Source organism: Streptomyces albicerus (genome assembly GCF_008905045.1).
GTDB lineage: Bacteria > Actinomycetota > Actinomycetes > Streptomycetales > Streptomycetaceae > Streptomyces > Streptomyces albicerus.
On the sequence record NZ_VWMY01000002.1, the window covers coordinates 258,567 to 274,932 of the forward strand.

A 16,366-nucleotide genomic window follows, 5' to 3' on the forward strand; every position below is an offset into this window, starting at 1 on the left:
GGCGAGGGCGACGAGGACGACGGGGAAGGCGAGGGGGACAAGGGGGCTCCAGCGAAGGGCCGATACCCGGCGCGGCGGTAGGGCGGGGGAGCGCGCGGTGACGCGGCTGGCCGGACGGCGTGTCGCTGTCGCAGGGATACGCGGAGCACGGGGATGCCGTCCCTTGGTGCGGTGGTCTGCCGAAGTTAAGGGGCAGGCCGAGAGCCGCACCAGTGGACGGACCATCCAACTTTGCGGCCGCAGGTGGACGAATGCTCCATCGGCTGCGGTCAGTTGTCTGTGGAAGTGTCGCCGGGTGTGTCCTCGGGAGCGTCTCCCGGGGTGTCCTCGGGTTCGTGGCCCGGAGCGTCGGGCCCCTGTGCGCGGACCCGCTGGACGTGCTCCAGGGAGTCCCGCAACTCCGCGAGCCAGTCGTCCGCGTGGCGCTCGACGAGACGTACGCACCAGGCGAGCGCCTCGCTGCGGCTGCGCGCGACTCCGGCGGCGATCAGGGTGTCGAGGACCTGCCGCTGGGGCTGCCGCAGCCGGGTCATGACGGGCGCGGCGACATGCGTGAACAGGGCGCGCTCGGTTCCGCACTCCACGCCCCACGAGACCTTCTTGCGGAAGCGGTGCTCGGCCTCGCGGGCCACGGCGATACGGGCGTCGCGGGTGCGCTCGCGGAACTCCTGGACCCGGGAGTCGACGGCGGCCTCCCGCTCGGCGTCCGAGGCGCCCTCGGCGAGCCGGGGTTCGGGAATGCGGCCGATGACGGTGATCTCCTCGCGGTCGACCGTGACCTCGCTGAGGCTCTCGAAGAGATCGTCGGGCAAACGGCCGGCGAACCAGCCGCGCAATTTCTCGTGCTGTTCGGCTGTAATCATGTAATGACGATTACTCGCTTGCGGAGCAGGCGCAAGGGGTCGGTCTTCAGCTGGAAGCGGAATGTTTCAGGCCTATTGCTGAGCAGTACATATCCGGCCAGCGTGTCCACTCGCGGACGCGGAGTCCGCTCAGTTCCGGGTCGGGCCTGTTCGAATTCCGTAACTTCACGCCACTGATTCAACACGCAATGTTACTGAAACGCGTGGGGTCGAGGTGAGTTTCCGTCGCGGACTCGGCAGACTCGCGCTCGCCGAACCGGCACTCGACCGAGCCGGTACGGCAACCAACCGAGCGGAAGGATGCACACAATGCCGAACACCGCGCGCTGGGCAGCGACCATCACGCTGACGGCCACCGCCGTATGCGGACCCCTCGCGGGGACCGCACTCGCCGCCCCCTCGCCGCACTCGCTCTACGCCCCCTCGTCCCTGGTGCTCACCATGGGCCACGGCGAGATCGCGGCCGACACCACTCCCGAACGCGCGGTCACCCTGACCTGTGCGCCGACCGCCTCGGGGAGCCACCCGGCCGTGGCGTCGGCCTGTGCCGAACTCCGGGCGTCCGGCGGGGACTTCGACGCCCTGCCCGGCAGATCCGGCGGCATGTGCACCCGCGAATACGATCCCGTCGTCGTCACGGTCGACGGAGTCTGGCAGGGCAAGCGCGTCTCCTACGAGCGCACCTTCTCCAACGAGTGCGTGAAGAACTCCTACGGGATGGCCGTCTTCACGTTCTGAGAGACCGGGGTCGCGCGGTCCCCCGTGTGCGTCGACGGAGGCTCGCGGATGCGGATGGGGAGTGCGAGTCCCGTCGCGGAGTGCCACGCGATCTCGCAACAGGGGCCGGTGGAGACGGAGTGGGGCCGTCTCCGCCGGCCCCGGCGTTTTTCTGCCGGCTCCGGCCGTGTCTCCGCTTACCTCGGCGTATCTCTGCTTACCCCGGCATCACTCGGACACGGTGACGCTCCAGAACCCCACCTCGCGGTAGTCGGAGTCGTAGACGGCCGCCCCGTCACCGGGCTTCAGCTCGTAGTGCTGGAGGTTCCCGCCCCAGTAGCGCAGGATCCGCCCCAGCTCCCGGACGGCGTTCCCGTCCCAGGCGGTGTCGCCCATGTCGACTTCGAGAAGGAACTTCATGTCGGCGCTCTCCTCTTCCGTTCTTCCGTGGCGATGTGCCGCTCGCCGCTCCTTCAATCGTTTCATTGAAGTGCTTCTTGAGACTTGACCCGACTGCATGCTGGCCCGGACTCGCGACATACTCTGAAACCCTCAAATCACGGTCGGAGAGCAGGGCGAGGAGTCAGGGTGAGCGACCGACTGCGGGCCGTCGACCTCGCGCGCACGGCCGGTATTTCGACGCAGCAGGTCCGCAACTACGTGGAGACGGGGATCCTGCCGCCCGTCGGACGCACGGACAGCGGCTACCGGGTGTTCACGGCCGCACACGCCGAAGCGCTCACCGCCGCCCGCGCGCTGGCCGAGGGGCACGGCTGGCCGACGACCGGCGCGATCATGCGTGCCGTCCACGGCGACGACCTGGAGGCCGCGCTCGCCGTGCTCGACGCGAGCCACGCCGAACTCCACCAGGACCGGACCGAACTCGCCGAGGTCATCAGGGCCCTGGACACGCTGGTCACGCACGACACCGAGCCGACGGACCGCGGCGGTCTGCGCATCGGCGAAGTGGCCGACGCCATCGGCGTACAGACCCCCGTACTGCGCCTGTGGGAGGCCCGTGGCCTGCTGCGGCCCACGCGGGAGAGGGGCACCCGATACCGCCGTTACTCTGCGTCCGAGGCGCGACTGGCGCAGGTCGTCGCGCTGCTGCGACGCGGCAACCACCCGTTCTCCACGATCGGTTCGGTCCTGGCCGAGCTGCGCACCACCGGCAACCCCGAGCGCGTGCGGGCCGAACTGGCCGGGCGGGAGCGTGAGTTGCACCGCCGGAGCCTGAGCAGGCTGCGGGGGTCGGCCGCTCTGCACGCGTACCTCCAGCGGCGTACGAAAACGTTTTAAGCGATCTCCGCAGGTCGGCGGGCGTCCCACACCACGGCCAACTACCGGTGTGTGTCAGAAGTGTTGACCCCGCATTGGAAACGTTTTAATTTCCCCTCACCCAACAGCCGGAGACGAGGAGGTTCCGTGGCCGCGGTGGTGCGGGAGCGCACAGGTACAGAAGCGGTGACCCCTTCCCGTCACCATCCGAACGGTGCGCGTACGAAGCGAAAAGGTTTCCAGAGCCGCAGAAGCCGGACGCTGTTCCTGTTGATGCTGCCCGGGCTCGGCTACTTCCTGGTGTTCCACTACGGCGCGCTGGCCGGCAACGTCATCGCGTTCAAGGACTACGTGCCCTTCGACGGCATCTGGGGCAGTCCGTGGGTCGGCCTGGGCAACTTCCAACGGATGTTCCAGGACGCCGAGTTCTGGGACGCGGTCCTCAACACCCTCTGGATCGCGGTCCTCCAGATCGTCTTCTACTTCCCCGTGCCGCTCGCCCTCGCCCTGCTCCTGCACACCTTGACCTGGAGCACCGTCCGCCGCTTCGTGCAGTCGGTGGCGTATCTGCCGCACTTCATCTCATGGGTGATCGTCGTCGCCCTGTTCCAGCAGGTCCTCGGCGACACCGGCATGCTGAACGGCTATCTCGGCGACGCGGGCCTGAGCACCGTCGACATCATCGGCAACCCCGACGCCTTCAAACCGCTCACCGTCGCCCAGGTGATCTGGAAGGACGCAGGCTGGGGCACGATCATCTTCCTCGCCGCGCTCTCCCAGGTCGACGAGCAGCAGTACGAGGCCGCCGCCATCGACGGCGCCGGACCCTGGCGGCGCTTCTGGCACGTCACGCTGCCCGCCATCCGGCCGGTGATCGTGCTGTTGCTCATCATGCGGCTCGGCGACATCCTCTCCGTCGGCTTCGAGCAGATGCTCCTCCAGCGCGACGCGGTGGGCCCGGAGGCCGCGGAGATCATCGACACCTTCGTCTACTACCAGGGCATCGTCGGCGGCGACTACGGATTCGCCGCCGCCGCGGGCCTGTTCAAGGGCGTCATCGGCGCCCTGCTCGTCTACGCGGCCAACAAGGTCGCCCACCGCCTCGGCGAACAGGGGGTCTACAAGTGAGCGCTTCCGCCCGGCCCGCCTGGATGGAGAAGCCCAGGCCGACGACCCAGGCTGCGAAGGCCGTCGCACTCGTGGTCGTGGTGCTCCTGGTCTGTGTGCCGTTCCTCGTGATCCTCTCGACCTCGCTCGCCTCGCCCAAGGAGGTGGTCGACAACGGAGGCTGGGTGCTGTGGCCGACGGAGCCGACCACTCAGGCGTACCGAGACATCTTCGAGGGCGGAATCGTCACCCACGCCCTCGGCGTCAGCGCCGGCGTGACCGTGGTCGGCACCCTGTTCAGCCTCTTCTGCACGGTCACGCTCGCCTATGCCCTGTCACGCCCCGGCGTCTTCGGCGGCCGGCCCGTACTGCTCCTCGTGCTGTTCACGTTCCTCTTCCCGCCCGGCATCATCCCCAGCTTCCTGCTGGTCAAGGAGCTGGGCCTGCTTGACTCGTACGGGTCGCTGATCTTCCCCGTGCTGATCAACGTGTTCAACCTGGTGGTCATGCGCGGGTTCTTCCAGTCGATTCCCGAGGAGTTGTACGAGGCCGCGCGGCTGGACGGCGCGGGGGACTGGCGGGTCCTGTGGTCCGTCGTGCTGCCGTTGTCCAAGGCGGCGCTGGCTGTCGTCGGCCTCTTCTACGCGGTGGCGTACTGGAACTCCTGGTTCTACGCCTCGCTCTATCTGGAGAGCGACCACTGGCCGCTCCAACAGGTACTGCGCACCTATGTGGTGGCCGGCTCGGGGCTCACTGACGCCGCCACGAGCGAGGGCACGGTCAATGCTCCGCAGACCGTGCAGATGGCGGTGCTGGTGATCGCCACGGTGCCGATTCTTTTGATCTATCCGTTCCTGCAGAAGTACTTCACGAAGGGTGTGCTCACCGGGGCGATCAAGAGCTAGCGCTCCGCTGATGAGGCACGTCGCCTGCGGGCCGGCTGTGACTGGTCGCGCCCACGCGGCGGAGCCGCATATCGATACAGCCCCGCGCCCCTTACGGGGCGAGCCAGTCGTCCAGAGCCAGTCGTCCAGAGCTGGGAGAACACGTATGTCCAGTACACCGCTGTCCCGTCGTGCCCTGATGCGTACCGCTGCCGTGGGCACTCTCGCGCTTGCCGCGCCGGCCGCCCTGACCGCCTGTTCCACGGAGTCGGGTGGTGACGGGGTGTCCAACGCGGGCAAGAAGCTGGCACCCTGGCCCGGCTACAAGGCCTTCGCGGGGCCGAAGCCGGATCTCGCGCCCACCGCGGAGGGAGTCCAGCCCGGGTACACCTCGTACCCGTCCGACCTGGCGCAGTCGGTCTCCCGCACCCCCGGTGACGGCTCCACGGTCAAGGTGATGTCGGTGTCCTTCGGTACGCCGCCGAAGCCGGCCGCATCGAACCGGTTCTGGCAGGCCGTGGAGAAGGCCCTCGGTGTGAAGATCGAGTACACGGTCATCTCGCAGTCCGACTACCAGAAGAAGATGGCCACCGTGATGGCGGGCGACCCGGGTGAACTCCCGGACATCATCAACATCTTCTCCGGGTTCGCGCTTCCGCGCGAGGCCCAGTTCGTGCAGCGCCGCGCCGAGGACCTGACGCCGTTCCTCTCGGGAGACGCGGTAGAGGACTACCCGAACCTCGCGAACATCCCGACCCACGCCTGGCGCGACATGGGCCGCATCGGCGGGCGCATCTACGGCATCCCTCTGGAGCGTCCGCTGCCCGGCTCCACGCTCTGGCTCAACGAGGAGTACTTCGAGGCCGCCGGGATGAAGGAGGGCTGGACCGACCAGGACTTCGCGGCGGTGGCCAAGAAGGGGACGAGTGGGAAGAAGTACGCCCTGGGGGCGGCGGTCGGGTCCACGTTCGGTGACGGCTTCCACTCCGCGGCCCACGGCGTCCACGCACGCGGCTGGTCGGTGAAGGAGGACGGCACGTTCCTGCCGTCCGCGGCCGACGAGCGCTACAAGCAGATGCTCGACTTCCAGTCCCGGCTGCGCAAGGCGGGCTCCTACCACCCCGACGCCACCTCCATCTCGCAGCTCGACATGATCGCCCTCTACTACAACGGGACGGTCGGCTCCGTGCAGGACGGATTCGGCGGCTACCTTCCCAAGTTCCTCGAGCCGAGCCGGAAGTACACCCCGGCAGCCGCTCTCCCGTACAGCGTGGGCGGTACCCCCGGCGGCATCGTCGGGGCGCGCCGCTCGTTCGGCTACACGATTCTCAAGAAGGCGAAGAAGGAGCGTGTTCAGCTGCTGCTGCGCGTACTCGACTACCTCGCTGCGCCGTTCGGCAGCAAGGAATGGGAACTCGTCCACTACGGAGTGGAAGGCACCCACTTCACACGGGCCAAGGACGGCTCGCCCGAGCCCAACGACCTCGGCCAGGTCGAGAACAACACCAACCTGCCGCTGAAGTATCTCGCCGAAGGCCCCCAGGCGCTGTTCGTGCCCGGCATGCCCGACGCGGTGAAGGCCCTGCACGCCTGGCAGACGAAGACCGTCCCGCACGCCATCCGCAATGCCTCGTACGGGCTCCAGTCCCGGACGTACACCTCTCAGGGCACCACCCTCGACACGCTCCTCAAGGACACCGCTACCGGGATCATCGCCGGACGCACGCCGCTCTCCGAGTGGGACGCGACGGTCAAGACGTGGCGTCAGCGAGGTGGCGACAGAATGGCCGAGGAGTTCGCCGAGGACTACGCCGCGAACAACTGATGTGGCAGGTCGGGCGGTTGTGAGGGGAGACGCGGGGGAGATGGGCAACGACATGACAGAGGCGGAGCCGACGGCGAAGCGGCGCGTGACCATTCGCGAGGTCGCCGAGCGGGCAGGCGTGTCCATGGCCACCGTCTCGCGCGTGCTCAGCGGCAACCACCCGGTGCCCGCGTCGACCCGGGCCCGTGTGCTCCGCGCGGCCCGCGACCTCGACTATGTCGCCAACGCGCACGCCCGCGCCCTGGTCGGCGGCGGCCGCAAGATGGTCGCCGTCGTCCTGCGACAGGTCACCAGCCCCTTCTACGCGCAGGTCGCCGAGGGCGTGGAGGCGGAGGCGGCCGCGCGCGGCTGGCTGTGTCTGGTCGGCACCACCGGCGGGGATCCGCAACGCGAGCTGGAATTCGTGCAGTTGATGCGCGAGGAGGGCGCCCGCCTGGTGATCCTCGTCGGCGGGGTCGTCGAGGACGACGCCTACCGGGAGCGCGTCGCGCACTATGCGCACGCCCTCGATTCGGCCGGCGCCCGTCTCGTGCTGTGCGGCCGGCCCGCGCCCGACCCCGACATCCCGGCACTCGTCGTCGAGTTCGACAACGAGGCAGGGGCCCACGCCATCACCGGCCATCTGCTCTCGGCGGGCCACCGCGGGATCGTGTTCCTCGGCGGGCTGCCCGGCAACACGGCCCTCGACGCGCGCGTCGCCGGCTACCGGACCGCACTCGCCGAGCACGGCCTGCCGCCCGAGGCCGCCCACGTCATCGACTGCGGCCTCGGCCGGGCGGCGGGCCACCGGGCGATGACCCAACTCCTCAAGGAGACACCGGACTTCACGGCCGTCTTCGCCGGGGACGACATGGTCGCCGCCGGAGCCCTGCGGGCCATCGCCGACGCCGGACTGCGCGTACCCGACGACATCTCGGTAGTCGGCTACAACGACATCCCGCTCGCCGAGGACTTCAACCCCCCGCTCACCACAGTGCGCACGCCCGCCGAGGAACTCGGCCGGGCCGCCGTGCGCATCGCCCTGCGCGACCCCGAGCACGCAGCGGGCGCCCACCATCTGCTCGGCACCCACATCGTCGTACGCGACAGCGTCCAGCCGCCCCCACCGGGGCGCCCCCACTGACGGAGGACCCACCCCCGTATGACCGCGCCGCATGTGTCGCTCCCCGACCCGACGCACTCGTCCCAACTGCCGCCCCCCGACCTCGCACAGTCACCCGTCACCGGCTGGACACGCGCCCACTGGGAGGCGATGGCCGACCGCCTCCTGGACGGCATACTCCCTTACGCCTCAAGGGAGTTGGCGCAATACCGGCTGCCCGGCCGGGCCAGCCACTCCGGGTCCTGGTCCGACGGCCTTGAAGGCTACGCACGCTCGTTCCTGCTCGCCGCCTGCCGTATCGCGGGCTCCGGCGGGCGGGTCTCGCCGGAGCTGATCGAGCGGTACGCGGCCGGACTCGCCGCCGGGACCGACCCGGACGGCGCGGACCGCTGGCCGCCCATCGCCGACCGGGCCCAGCCCATGGTCGAGGCCGCCTCGATCGCGATCGCCCTGCACGAGACCCGGCCGTGGATCTGGGACCGGCTCGACGACGCGGTACGCCAGCGGGTGGTCACGTGGCTCGGCGGGTTCGTGGGCGCCGAGGCGAACGACTCCAACTGGCGGCTCTTCCAGGTCATCACGGAGGAGTTCCTCGCCTCCGTGGGGGCCCCGCACAGCCGCGCCGAGATCGACGGCGGCCTCGCGCGGCTGGAGGACTGGTACCGGGGCGGCGGCTGGTACACCGACGGCGACGGCCGCAAGTTCGACTACTACAACGCCTGGGCGCTGCACCTGTACCCGATCCTGTGGGCCCGCATCGCCGGACCGCGCGCGGACGTCTCGCTGACGGCCGACCACCGGGACCGGCTGCGTGAATTCCTGGGCGCGCACCAGTACTTCTTCGGCTCCGACGGCGCGCCCGTCCACCAAGGCCGCTCGCTCACCTACCGTTACGCGACGGCCGCCCCGCTGTGGGCCGGCGCGCTCGCCGACGCGACCCCGCTGCCGCCCGGACGCACCCGCCGGCTGGCCTCGGGCGCGCTCAAGCACTTCGCCGACCGGGGGGTGCCCGACGAACGGGGACTGCTCAGCCTGGGCTGGTACCGGCCCTTCCTCCCGGTCACCCAGCGGTACTCGGGGCCCGCCTCGCCGTACTGGGCGAGCAAGGCGTTCCTCGGCCTGTTGCTCCCCGCCGACCACTCCGTCTGGACGGATCCCGAGGAACCGAGCCCGGTGGACACGGCGGACAGGTATCTGGCGCTGCCCGCGCCCGGCTGGCTGCTCCACTCGACCGCCGCCGACGGGCTCGTACGACTCGTCAACCACGGCAGCGACCGGTTGCCGCCGCCCCCGGCCGAGGCCGAGGACAGCCCGCACTACACGAAGTTCGCGTACTCGGGCGCCACGGCCCCGGACACTCCGGCGGCCGGTACGGCGACGACCGGGCCCGACAACCACATCGCCCTGCTCACGGCAGACGGAACGGCGGTCTCGCGGCGCGGCCGGATCCACCCACTCGGCGCGGCAGGACGCCGCGCCGCGTCCTGGCACCGGGCGGTCCTGCCGGGCTCCGAGGAGGGACACCGCATCGAGACGACCAGCGTGGTCCACGGCCCCTGGGAGGTGCGGGTCCACCGGGTCGACGGGCCGCCGGGAGCCGTCGTACGCGAAGGGGGGTGGGCGGTGGCCGACGAGAGCGGGCCGTTGGCGGAGGCCGCGGGGCCGGGATGGGCGCTGGCGCGTCGTCAGCGGGACGGCCTCACGAGTGCGGTCGTCGCGTTGCACGGCTGGGAGGCGCCCGGGGCCGACGAACTGCCGCACGGCGCGGTCGCACAGGCTCGCGGTGTCAACGCCTACGGCGAGTACTCCGCCACGCCCTGTCTCCGGCTCCCCGCACACCCGGGCCGCCCCCACCTCCTGGTGACCCTCGTCGTGCTCAGCGCCGACCCGGTGCGGCCCTGCGATCCCGAGGCGCTGCGGGCGCGGGCCGGGGCGCGGGTCACTGCGGAGGGGACGGTGGTGGTGCGCTTCCCTGACGGGACGGAGGAGGAAGTTCCGGCAGGGGCGGGAAGCGCCTGAGGAGTCCCGAGGCGCGTAACAGCCGGTGGATGCGGGGCTGGTCGGAGACGAGACGGAGGGTGCCGCCCCGCTTCTTCGCCCGGCGATCGGCCCGGCACAGCACGCGCAGCCCCGAGCAGTCGAAGAACTCCACCGCACGGAGGTCGACCAGAACGTGGGGCGCCGGACTCGCGGTCGCGGCGTCCAAGTGCTCGGCCAGGGCGCCGGCTGTCGCCATGTCTATCTCGCCCAGCACCCCGACGACCGTGAACCCGCCGCTCAGATAGCTGTGGGCGTACGGATTCGCCGGAGGAAGTCCGGACTCCGCCGCGCCGCACTCGGGCAGTCCAGCGGCATGGTCATGGGATTCCGGCGGCATGGCGGCTCCACCTCTACAGGGGAGGGCGTATTTGATCTCGGTAGTTACCCCGGCCGCACCGGAACCATCCCTGCCGCAGGCTCCGCAAGATCTAGTTCACTCGACCAAGTGAATTCCGAGGGTAACCATTGACTTTTGGTCTTTGTGTTTGCTCAACGCGCCCTGTTCAACGGGCTGTTGCGGACGTAAAGTCGCGGTGCTGCCCAAGCCCCCGGCCGCGCCGCTGTCCGCACGATTCTTGATGACTGTCTGACCAAGGAGGGTTGGCAGTGGGAACGCCGGTACGTACTCCGCCAGGCGGACCGTCACTGCTGACCGAGTGCGGACTCATGGAACCCGTGCTGGAGATGGAGTTCACCGCGCACTTCTCCCGCTCGGAGGGGAAGTCGGCGGCGGAGGCGGCCGCCGTGGCGGTGACGCGGGCGATCGACGCCCCGCTGTCGTTCCTCTCCCCGGTCCTCGACGCGGGCCGCTCCGCGAGCAGATGCCTGCTGACGCGCAGCGCCGCGGACCTGTGCCGGATCGTCCTCACCGCGGACCCCACGGGCATCACCGTGGCGGCCACCGACGACGTCGCGGTCTCGCTGGACTCCGACGACCAGACCGGCGCCAAGCATCTGCCGCTTCTGGCCGTCGTCGACGGACTGTGCGTGCACCACGGGCCGGACGGCCATGTGTGGGTCGTATGGAAGGGCTCGTGGCGGGGGAGGGCCTAGGGCCCTTCTGACGAAGCCGCGCAGCCTTAATGCATATGATGTGCAAGTGCGCGACTACTGCATAAGAACGGCGACCCCCGGCGACCTCGACGGCGCGCGGTCCGTGATGCTCGACACCGTCTACCGGGACTTCGGCACCGGGTACGTACCTCGCTGGCACCGCGACATCATCGACCTCGACCACGCCTATCTCGCGCCCGTCCGGCACACCCTGCTGGTCGCGGTCGACGAGCGGGACGGCACGGTGGCCGCGACCGCCGCGCTCGACTCCCGCGGCCCGGCCCATCCGCCCAACCCGCGCCACCTCGCCCAGCGCTACCCCTCCGGGGAGACCGCCCAGCTGCGGCGCGTGTATGTCCGCCCCGAGCACCGGCGACGGGGCCTCGCCCGGCAACTCGTCGGCCGCCTCCTCGACTTCGCGACGGCGGACGGCGGCTACCGCGCCGTCTACCTGCACACCGACCCTGCCGTGCCGGGCGCCGAGGCGTTCTGGCGTTCACTGGGCAAGGCGATCCACGACGAGCGCGAGGAACCCGGCGGCGGCCAGGGGATCGTCCACTTCGAAGTCCCCCTGGCCTGACGAACCCTCTCACTCGCAGCCAGCACGCACCCCCACGCATCACCCCCACGAAGAAAGAGACCATGCGCTCTCTGCCGCGCCGTCGCCGGTTCGTCGTCGGCCTCCTGCTCGCACCCCTGCTCACCGGCTGCTTCGCCTCCGACGGCGGCAACGAATCCGCAGGCAGCCCGGACGGCTCCCGGCTGAGGGTCGCCCTCGCCTTCCCGCCCGCCGAGAACTTCTCCCCGTACGGAGCCGACGCCACCCTCCTCAGCAGGCTCGGTGTCACGGAGGGACTGACCCGCCTCGACGCCAACGGTGCCGCGGTCCCCGCGCTCGCCGAGTCGTGGAGCCGCGAGAACGACCGCAGTTGGCTGTTCACCCTGCGGGACGCGGCTTTCCAGGACGGCACCGAGGTCACACCGAAGGCCGTCGCCGCGTCCCTCACCCGTGCCGCGAACGCCGAGCCCGTGACCGCCGCGCTGTCCGGCGTCGAGCTCACCGCCGAGCCCGCGGGCGACGGACGGGTCCGGGTGACCACCGCCGACCCCGACCCCGTACTGCCACTGCGCCTGTCGAGCCCCGGCCTGGTCGTCCTTTCGGACAAGGCGTACGCGAAGAAGGACGCCGTCAGCCCGGTCGGCACCGCCACTGGACCCTTCGAGCTCACCAAGGTCACCGGCACCACCGCGGCCACCCTGGACCGTTTCGACGACTACTGGGGCGGCCGCGCTCAGGCCTCCGGCGTCGACGCGAAGTTCATAGCCGACGGCACGGCCCGTACGAACGCGCTGCGCACCGGCGAGGCCGACATCGCCGAGGCCGTGCCGGTCTCGCAGGCGGCGTCCCTGGACGAGGCGACCCGCCGCGAGACGGCCACCACCCGGACCACGAGCCTGCTCCTCAACACCAAGTCCGGCGCCTTCAAGAACCCGAGGGTACGGGCCGCCGCCCGCGAGGCGATCGACACGTCCGCCCTCGCCAAGGGCGTCTACGAGGGGTACGCCGACCCCGGCGTCGGCATCTACGGACCCGCTCTGACCTGGGCGGCCGACAAGCGTGTCGAGCCGACCGGCCGGGCCGAGGCGGGGGTCGCCGACGGTACTTCGGTCACCGTGGCCACGTACGACAACCGGCCCGAGCTGCCCGAGGTCGCCCAGGTGCTCAAGCAGCAGCTGGAGAAGGCCGGGTTCAAGGTGAAGCTGGAGGTGCGCGAGTACTCGCGGCTCGAAAGCGACGCGCTGGCCGGGAAGTTCGACGCGCTCGTGTCCGCCCGCAACACCATGCTGGACACCGGCGACCCCGTCTCGATCCTCGCCAGCGACTACACCTGCGACGGCAGCTACAACCTGGCGCAGCTGTGCGACAAGGACGTCGACAAGGACGTCTCCCGGGCGGAGTCGGTCGCCGACACCGCGAAGCGGCAGGACGCGGCGATGACCGCGGAGGCGGCGATCCTCGGCACGGACGCCGTCGTGCCGCTGGTCCACCAGCGGATCATCACCGGCGTCGGCGCCGAGGTGAGGGGTGTGCTGCTCGATCCGTACGAGCGCAGCCTCGTCGGCGTCGGCACGCGGCGCTGACGGGCGGCGGCGCACGTGCTCAAGGCCGTCGTACGAGGTGGCGCGCCGGTGGTGCTGTGGCGTGCTGCCCTTGTCGCCGCCCTGCTGTGCGGCGTCGGGCTGCTCCCGTGGCTGTCGCGCACGGACCCGGCACTCACCGTGCTCAAGGCTCGGTCGGCGGAGCGCACCCCGACGCCTGAAGTACTGGCAGCGATACGCTCCCAACTCGGCCTGGACGCCGGGCCGTTGAAGCTGCTGGGCGACTGGCTCGGCGGTCTGTCGGCAGGAGACGCGGGCCGGTCGTGGATCTCGGGTGCGGAGGTCACGCCGTCGGTCGTCCAGGCACTCGGGGTCTCGCTCCTACTGATGAGCGGGGCGCTGTTCGTCGCGATGGTCACGGCGGGAGCCGTGTGCGCGCGAAGCCTGTGGCTCGGCTCGGGGCGACGGCTCGACGATCGGCGCTCCGCAGGCACCGGATCGGCGCTGCTCTCCACTCTGCCCGACTTCCTGACCGCCTCGGTGCTCGCCGCCGTCGTGGGCGTACAGCTCGGCTGGCTGCCCGCGCTCGGCTGGTACGGACCCCAGTGGATGGTGCTGCCCGCGCTGTCGCTCGGCCTGCCCGCGGGCGCGCTGCTCGGGCGGATGCTCGACGATCTGCTGCCAGGCGCGTTCGCCGAACCGTGGGCGCTGGCGGCTGCGGCGCGCGGAGTCCCCGGCCGGAGCATCGCCAGGCAGGCGCTGCGCCGTTGCGTCCCCGGACTCCTGCCGAACCTCGGGCTGTTCGTCGTCGGCCTGACCGGCGGCGCGGTAGCCGTGGAGCAGATCTTCGACATCCCCGGGCTCGGGCGGCTGACCCTCCAGGCGGCAGTGGCGCAGGACCTGCCCGTCCTCCAGGCCGGCACGCTGGCCCTCGTCCTGCTGGCGGCGGTCGCCGGAGGGCTCGCCCGGCTCGCGGCCCGAATCCTGATCGGCCCGGCCCTGCGCGACGGCGCGCTCTCCTCGCTGCACCGCCCGGCCCCGCCGCGGCCCACGACGCTGCCCCTTCTCTACGGCGGGCTGCTGCTCGGCGTCATCGCGCTGGGCCTCGCTCGGAACCCGTTGGAGCTGGACACCACGGACCGGCTCCAATCCCCTTCCTGGGCGCACCCGTTCGGCACCGACGCGCTGGGGCGCGATGTGCTGGCGCGGGTCGGCCACGGGGCACTGAGCACGCTGGCCCTGGCCGTCGCGGTGAGCGCGGCCGCGCTTCTCGTGGGCGTACTGCTGGGCCTGCTGCCGCGGTTCTCCGGCCCACTGGTCGACACGGTCAACGCCGTTCCGCCGGTCCTCGCCGCGCTCCTCGTCACCGGCATCGCGGGCAGCGGGCCCGCGACCCCGGCCCTCGCGGTGACCGCCGTCGCCTGGGCGCCGCTCGCGGCCCATACCTCCGCGTTGCTCCAACAGGAGCGCGCCACCACGCACTTGACGGCGACGCGTGCCCTGGGCGCGAGCCCGTTCCAGTTGCTCCGCCTCGAACTCCTCCCGGCGGTCCTGCCCCCGGTCGTGCGCCACGCGTTGCTGCGCCTCCCGGGTGTGGCCCTGGCCCTGGCGGCTCTGGGCTTCCTGGGCCTCGGCGCCCAGCCGCCGTCGCCGGAGTGGGGCCTGCTCCTGTCCGAGAACCAGCCGTACGCCGAACGAGCGCCCTGGGCCGTACTGGCACCGGCCGCGGCGCTGGCTCTGCTGGGGGCGGTGGCGGTTACGGGTGGGCGTGGGGTGCGGTGGCCCGGAGTGCGCCGGGTCCGGGAGTGGCGGCGAGGCGGGAGCGGGGCCGAGACGGTGACAGAGCGTGGGGCGAGAGCAGGGGAGCGGGAGTCGATGGCGGAGGATTCGGCAGTGCATCCAGTGGGGGATGGGACGGAGGAGGCTGTGGCTGTGGGCTCGGCGGGCGACGCTTCGAAGGTAGGTCCCGCAGGCCCGGCAGGTCCCGCAGGTCCCGCAGGTCCCGCAGGCCCGGTGGGCTCGGCCGTTTCGGCAGATCCGGCCGGTTCGGTGCGGAGGCGGGATGCCTGAGCAGTCGCCCTCCCAGCCCCGGACCCAGACCCAGACCCAGACAGCGATCCAGGCCCCGCACGGTAGCCGCACCACCAAAGCCCGGCCCACGCGGAGATTCCTTTCGTCCCTGCGGACCTTCACTGCCCTCAATCCGCTGCTCCGCCTCCTCATCCTCACTCAACTCGCCTTCAATATCGGCTTCTTCGCCGTGCTGCCGTTCCTTGCCGAGCATCTCGGGACAGCGATCGGCATGGCGGGATGGCTGGTCGGGCTGGTGCTGGGGCTGCGGACGTTCAGCCAGCAGGGGCTGTTTGTGGTGGGCGGGGCACTGGCGGACCGGTACGGGGTCCGGCCGGTGGTGCTCGCCGGCTGCGTGCTGCGGATCGCAGGCTTCGGCTGGCTCGGCTACGCGGAGACGAGCTGGGCGGTCATCGGAGCCGTCCTCCTGATCGGTTTCGCCGCCGCGCTGTTCTCGCCCGCCGTCGAGTCGGAGGTGGCCCGGCAGGCGGTGTGCAGGGAGGAGGCGGGCGAGGGCCCGCGTACACACGTACTGGCCCTGTTCACCGTGGCGGGCCAGGCCGGCGCGTTCCTCGGCCCGCTCATCGGCGCGCTGCTGCTGGCCGTGGACTTCCGCGCGGTCTGTCTCGCCGGAGCCGGAGTCTTCGTACTCGTGCTGGCCGGACACGCGTGGCTGCTGCCGCAGCGCATCCCCGGCCGGGCCCGCGTGCAGAGCCGCGGTGGTGTCCACGGCCTGGTGCGCAACCGTCGCTTCCTGGCCCTGTGCTGCGCGTACGGCGCCTATCTGCTGGCGTACAACCAGCTGTACCAGCTCCTCCCCGTCGAGGTGGAGCGTGCGGCGGGCTCGCAGGCGCCGCTGGCCTGGCTGTTCGCGCTGTCCTCGCTGCTGGTCGTGACGGCCCAGCTGCCGGTCACGCGCTGGGCGGGGGACCGGCTCGACCTGCGGCGGTCCATGTCGGCGGGGCTGGTGCTGATCGCGGCGGGCTTCGCGGTGGTGGCCGTGGCCCGGCCCGCCGCGTGGACGGGAACCGTGGGGCTCCTGCCCGCGGCGGGCTACGTCGTCCTGCTCACCCTCGGTCAGATGCTCGTCGCGCCCGCCGCCCGCGCCTGGGTGCCCGACCTCGCCGACGACGGCAGGCTCGGCCTCTACACCGGCGCGTTGTCCTCGGTCTCCGGCCTCATCGTCCTCGTGGGCAGCGCGGCCACCGGCTCCCTCCTCGACACGGACCTGCCGCCGGCCGTGCCCTGGCTCGTCCTCGCCGCGATCCCCGTCACGGCGGTGGTCCTGCTGCCACGCCACGCGAAAGAGGGGCCGCCGTCTCCCTGA

At 71.1% G+C, this 16,366-nt stretch carries 15 protein-coding genes; 12 read left to right on the top strand and 3 right to left on the bottom strand.

The features are described 5' to 3' along the window. Positions 1-269: 269 nt before the first annotated feature. Positions 270-863: a hypothetical protein gene (locus tag GAS53_RS02745; RefSeq protein ID WP_151475761.1), complete on the bottom strand. Its 594-nt coding sequence runs from the start codon at positions 861-863 to the stop codon at positions 270-272. A gap of 309 nt (positions 864-1,172) precedes the next feature. Between GAS53_RS02745 and GAS53_RS02750 the strand changes: the two genes are divergently transcribed. After that, on the top strand, positions 1,173-1,601 hold the full coding sequence (locus tag GAS53_RS02750; protein WP_151475762.1) for a protease inhibitor: 429 nt from the start codon (positions 1,173-1,175) through the stop codon (positions 1,599-1,601). A gap of 207 nt (positions 1,602-1,808) precedes the next feature. Here the strand turns inward: GAS53_RS02750 and GAS53_RS02755 are convergent, their stop codons facing one another. Next, entirely contained in the window at positions 1,809-2,000 is a 192-nt protein-coding gene (locus GAS53_RS02755; protein ID WP_151475763.1) for a hypothetical protein, read from the bottom strand. 168 nt (positions 2,001-2,168) lie between these two features. On the opposite strand from GAS53_RS02755, the gene GAS53_RS02760 reads away from it, so the two are divergent. The 6 genes from GAS53_RS02760 to GAS53_RS02785 all read left to right on the top strand — a co-directional run bounded on the left by GAS53_RS02760 (position 2,169) and on the right by GAS53_RS02785 (position 9,795). Continuing rightward, the gene (locus tag GAS53_RS02760; protein WP_151475764.1) at positions 2,169-2,879 is read left to right on the top strand and encodes a MerR family transcriptional regulator; all 711 of its coding nucleotides are present in this window, start codon (positions 2,169-2,171) and stop codon (positions 2,877-2,879) included. Between the two features lie 252 nt (positions 2,880-3,131). Continuing rightward, positions 3,132-3,986, top strand: coding sequence for an ABC transporter permease (locus GAS53_RS02765; RefSeq protein WP_151475819.1), 855 nt, complete (start codon positions 3,132-3,134; stop codon positions 3,984-3,986). Continuing rightward, positions 3,983-4,870, top strand: coding sequence for a carbohydrate ABC transporter permease (locus GAS53_RS02770; RefSeq protein ID WP_151475765.1), 888 nt, complete (start codon positions 3,983-3,985; stop codon positions 4,868-4,870). Before GAS53_RS02765 ends, GAS53_RS02770 begins: the two co-directional genes overlap by 4 nt. 145 nt (positions 4,871-5,015) lie before the next feature. Further along, the gene (locus GAS53_RS02775; RefSeq protein WP_151475766.1) at positions 5,016-6,674 is read left to right on the top strand and encodes an extracellular solute-binding protein; all 1,659 of its coding nucleotides are present in this window, start codon (positions 5,016-5,018) and stop codon (positions 6,672-6,674) included. A 40-nt stretch (positions 6,675-6,714) separates the two neighbouring features. Then, positions 6,715-7,797 (top strand): LacI family DNA-binding transcriptional regulator, encoded by a 1,083-nt coding sequence (locus GAS53_RS02780; protein WP_151475767.1) that lies wholly within the window; start codon positions 6,715-6,717, stop codon positions 7,795-7,797. Positions 7,798-7,815: 18 nt separating this feature from the next. Next, complete coding sequence (locus tag GAS53_RS02785) at positions 7,816-9,795, top strand: DUF2264 domain-containing protein (protein WP_151475768.1); 1,980 nt, start codon at positions 7,816-7,818, stop codon at positions 9,793-9,795. Here the strand turns inward: GAS53_RS02785 and GAS53_RS02790 are convergent. Then, a complete protein-coding gene (locus tag GAS53_RS02790) occupies positions 9,716-10,153 on the bottom strand; it encodes an STAS domain-containing protein (RefSeq protein ID WP_151475769.1) in 438 nt (145 codons plus the stop codon). The genes GAS53_RS02785 and GAS53_RS02790 overlap by 80 nt on opposite strands. A 269-nt stretch (positions 10,154-10,422) precedes the next feature. Between GAS53_RS02790 and GAS53_RS02795 the strand changes: the two genes are divergently transcribed. From GAS53_RS02795 to GAS53_RS02815, 5 genes are all read left to right on the top strand, one after another. Continuing rightward, positions 10,423-10,869, top strand: a complete 447-nt coding sequence (locus GAS53_RS02795) for a hypothetical protein (protein ID WP_151475770.1) — start codon at positions 10,423-10,425, stop codon at positions 10,867-10,869. Between the two features lie 46 nt (positions 10,870-10,915). Next, the gene (locus GAS53_RS02800; protein ID WP_192582910.1) at positions 10,916-11,449 is read left to right on the top strand and encodes a GNAT family N-acetyltransferase; all 534 of its coding nucleotides are present in this window, start codon (positions 10,916-10,918) and stop codon (positions 11,447-11,449) included. Positions 11,450-11,511: 62 nt separating this feature from the next. Beyond that, positions 11,512-13,011: an ABC transporter substrate-binding protein gene (locus GAS53_RS02805; protein ID WP_151475772.1), complete on the top strand. Its 1,500-nt coding sequence runs from the start codon at positions 11,512-11,514 to the stop codon at positions 13,009-13,011. A gap of 48 nt (positions 13,012-13,059) precedes the next feature. Further along, the gene (locus GAS53_RS02810; RefSeq protein ID WP_225858676.1) at positions 13,060-15,039 is read left to right on the top strand and encodes an ABC transporter permease subunit; all 1,980 of its coding nucleotides are present in this window, start codon (positions 13,060-13,062) and stop codon (positions 15,037-15,039) included. Next, positions 15,032-16,366: an MDR family MFS transporter gene (locus GAS53_RS02815; protein ID WP_151475773.1), complete on the top strand. Its 1,335-nt coding sequence runs from the start codon at positions 15,032-15,034 to the stop codon at positions 16,364-16,366. The genes GAS53_RS02810 and GAS53_RS02815 overlap by 8 nt, the downstream gene beginning before the upstream one ends.

Coding starts and splice junctions, on each gene's coding strand:
- GAS53_RS02745 (WP_151475761.1), bottom strand. CDS start 863: ATGATTACAGCCGAACAGCACGAGAAATTGCGCGGCTGGTTCGCCGGC.
- GAS53_RS02750 (WP_151475762.1), top strand. CDS start 1,173: ATGCCGAACACCGCGCGCTGGGCAGCGACCATCACGCTGACGGCCACC.
- GAS53_RS02755 (WP_151475763.1), bottom strand. CDS start 2,000: ATGAAGTTCCTTCTCGAAGTCGACATGGGCGACACCGCCTGGGACGGG.
- GAS53_RS02765 (WP_151475819.1), top strand. CDS start 3,132: ATGCTGCCCGGGCTCGGCTACTTCCTGGTGTTCCACTACGGCGCGCTG.
- GAS53_RS02775 (WP_151475766.1), top strand. CDS start 5,016: ATGTCCAGTACACCGCTGTCCCGTCGTGCCCTGATGCGTACCGCTGCC.
- GAS53_RS02780 (WP_151475767.1), top strand. CDS start 6,715: ATGGGCAACGACATGACAGAGGCGGAGCCGACGGCGAAGCGGCGCGTG.
- GAS53_RS02785 (WP_151475768.1), top strand. CDS start 7,816: ATGACCGCGCCGCATGTGTCGCTCCCCGACCCGACGCACTCGTCCCAA.
- GAS53_RS02790 (WP_151475769.1), bottom strand. CDS start 10,153: ATGCCGCCGGAATCCCATGACCATGCCGCTGGACTGCCCGAGTGCGGC.
- GAS53_RS02805 (WP_151475772.1), top strand. CDS start 11,512: ATGCGCTCTCTGCCGCGCCGTCGCCGGTTCGTCGTCGGCCTCCTGCTC.
- GAS53_RS02815 (WP_151475773.1), top strand. CDS start 15,032: ATGCCTGAGCAGTCGCCCTCCCAGCCCCGGACCCAGACCCAGACCCAG.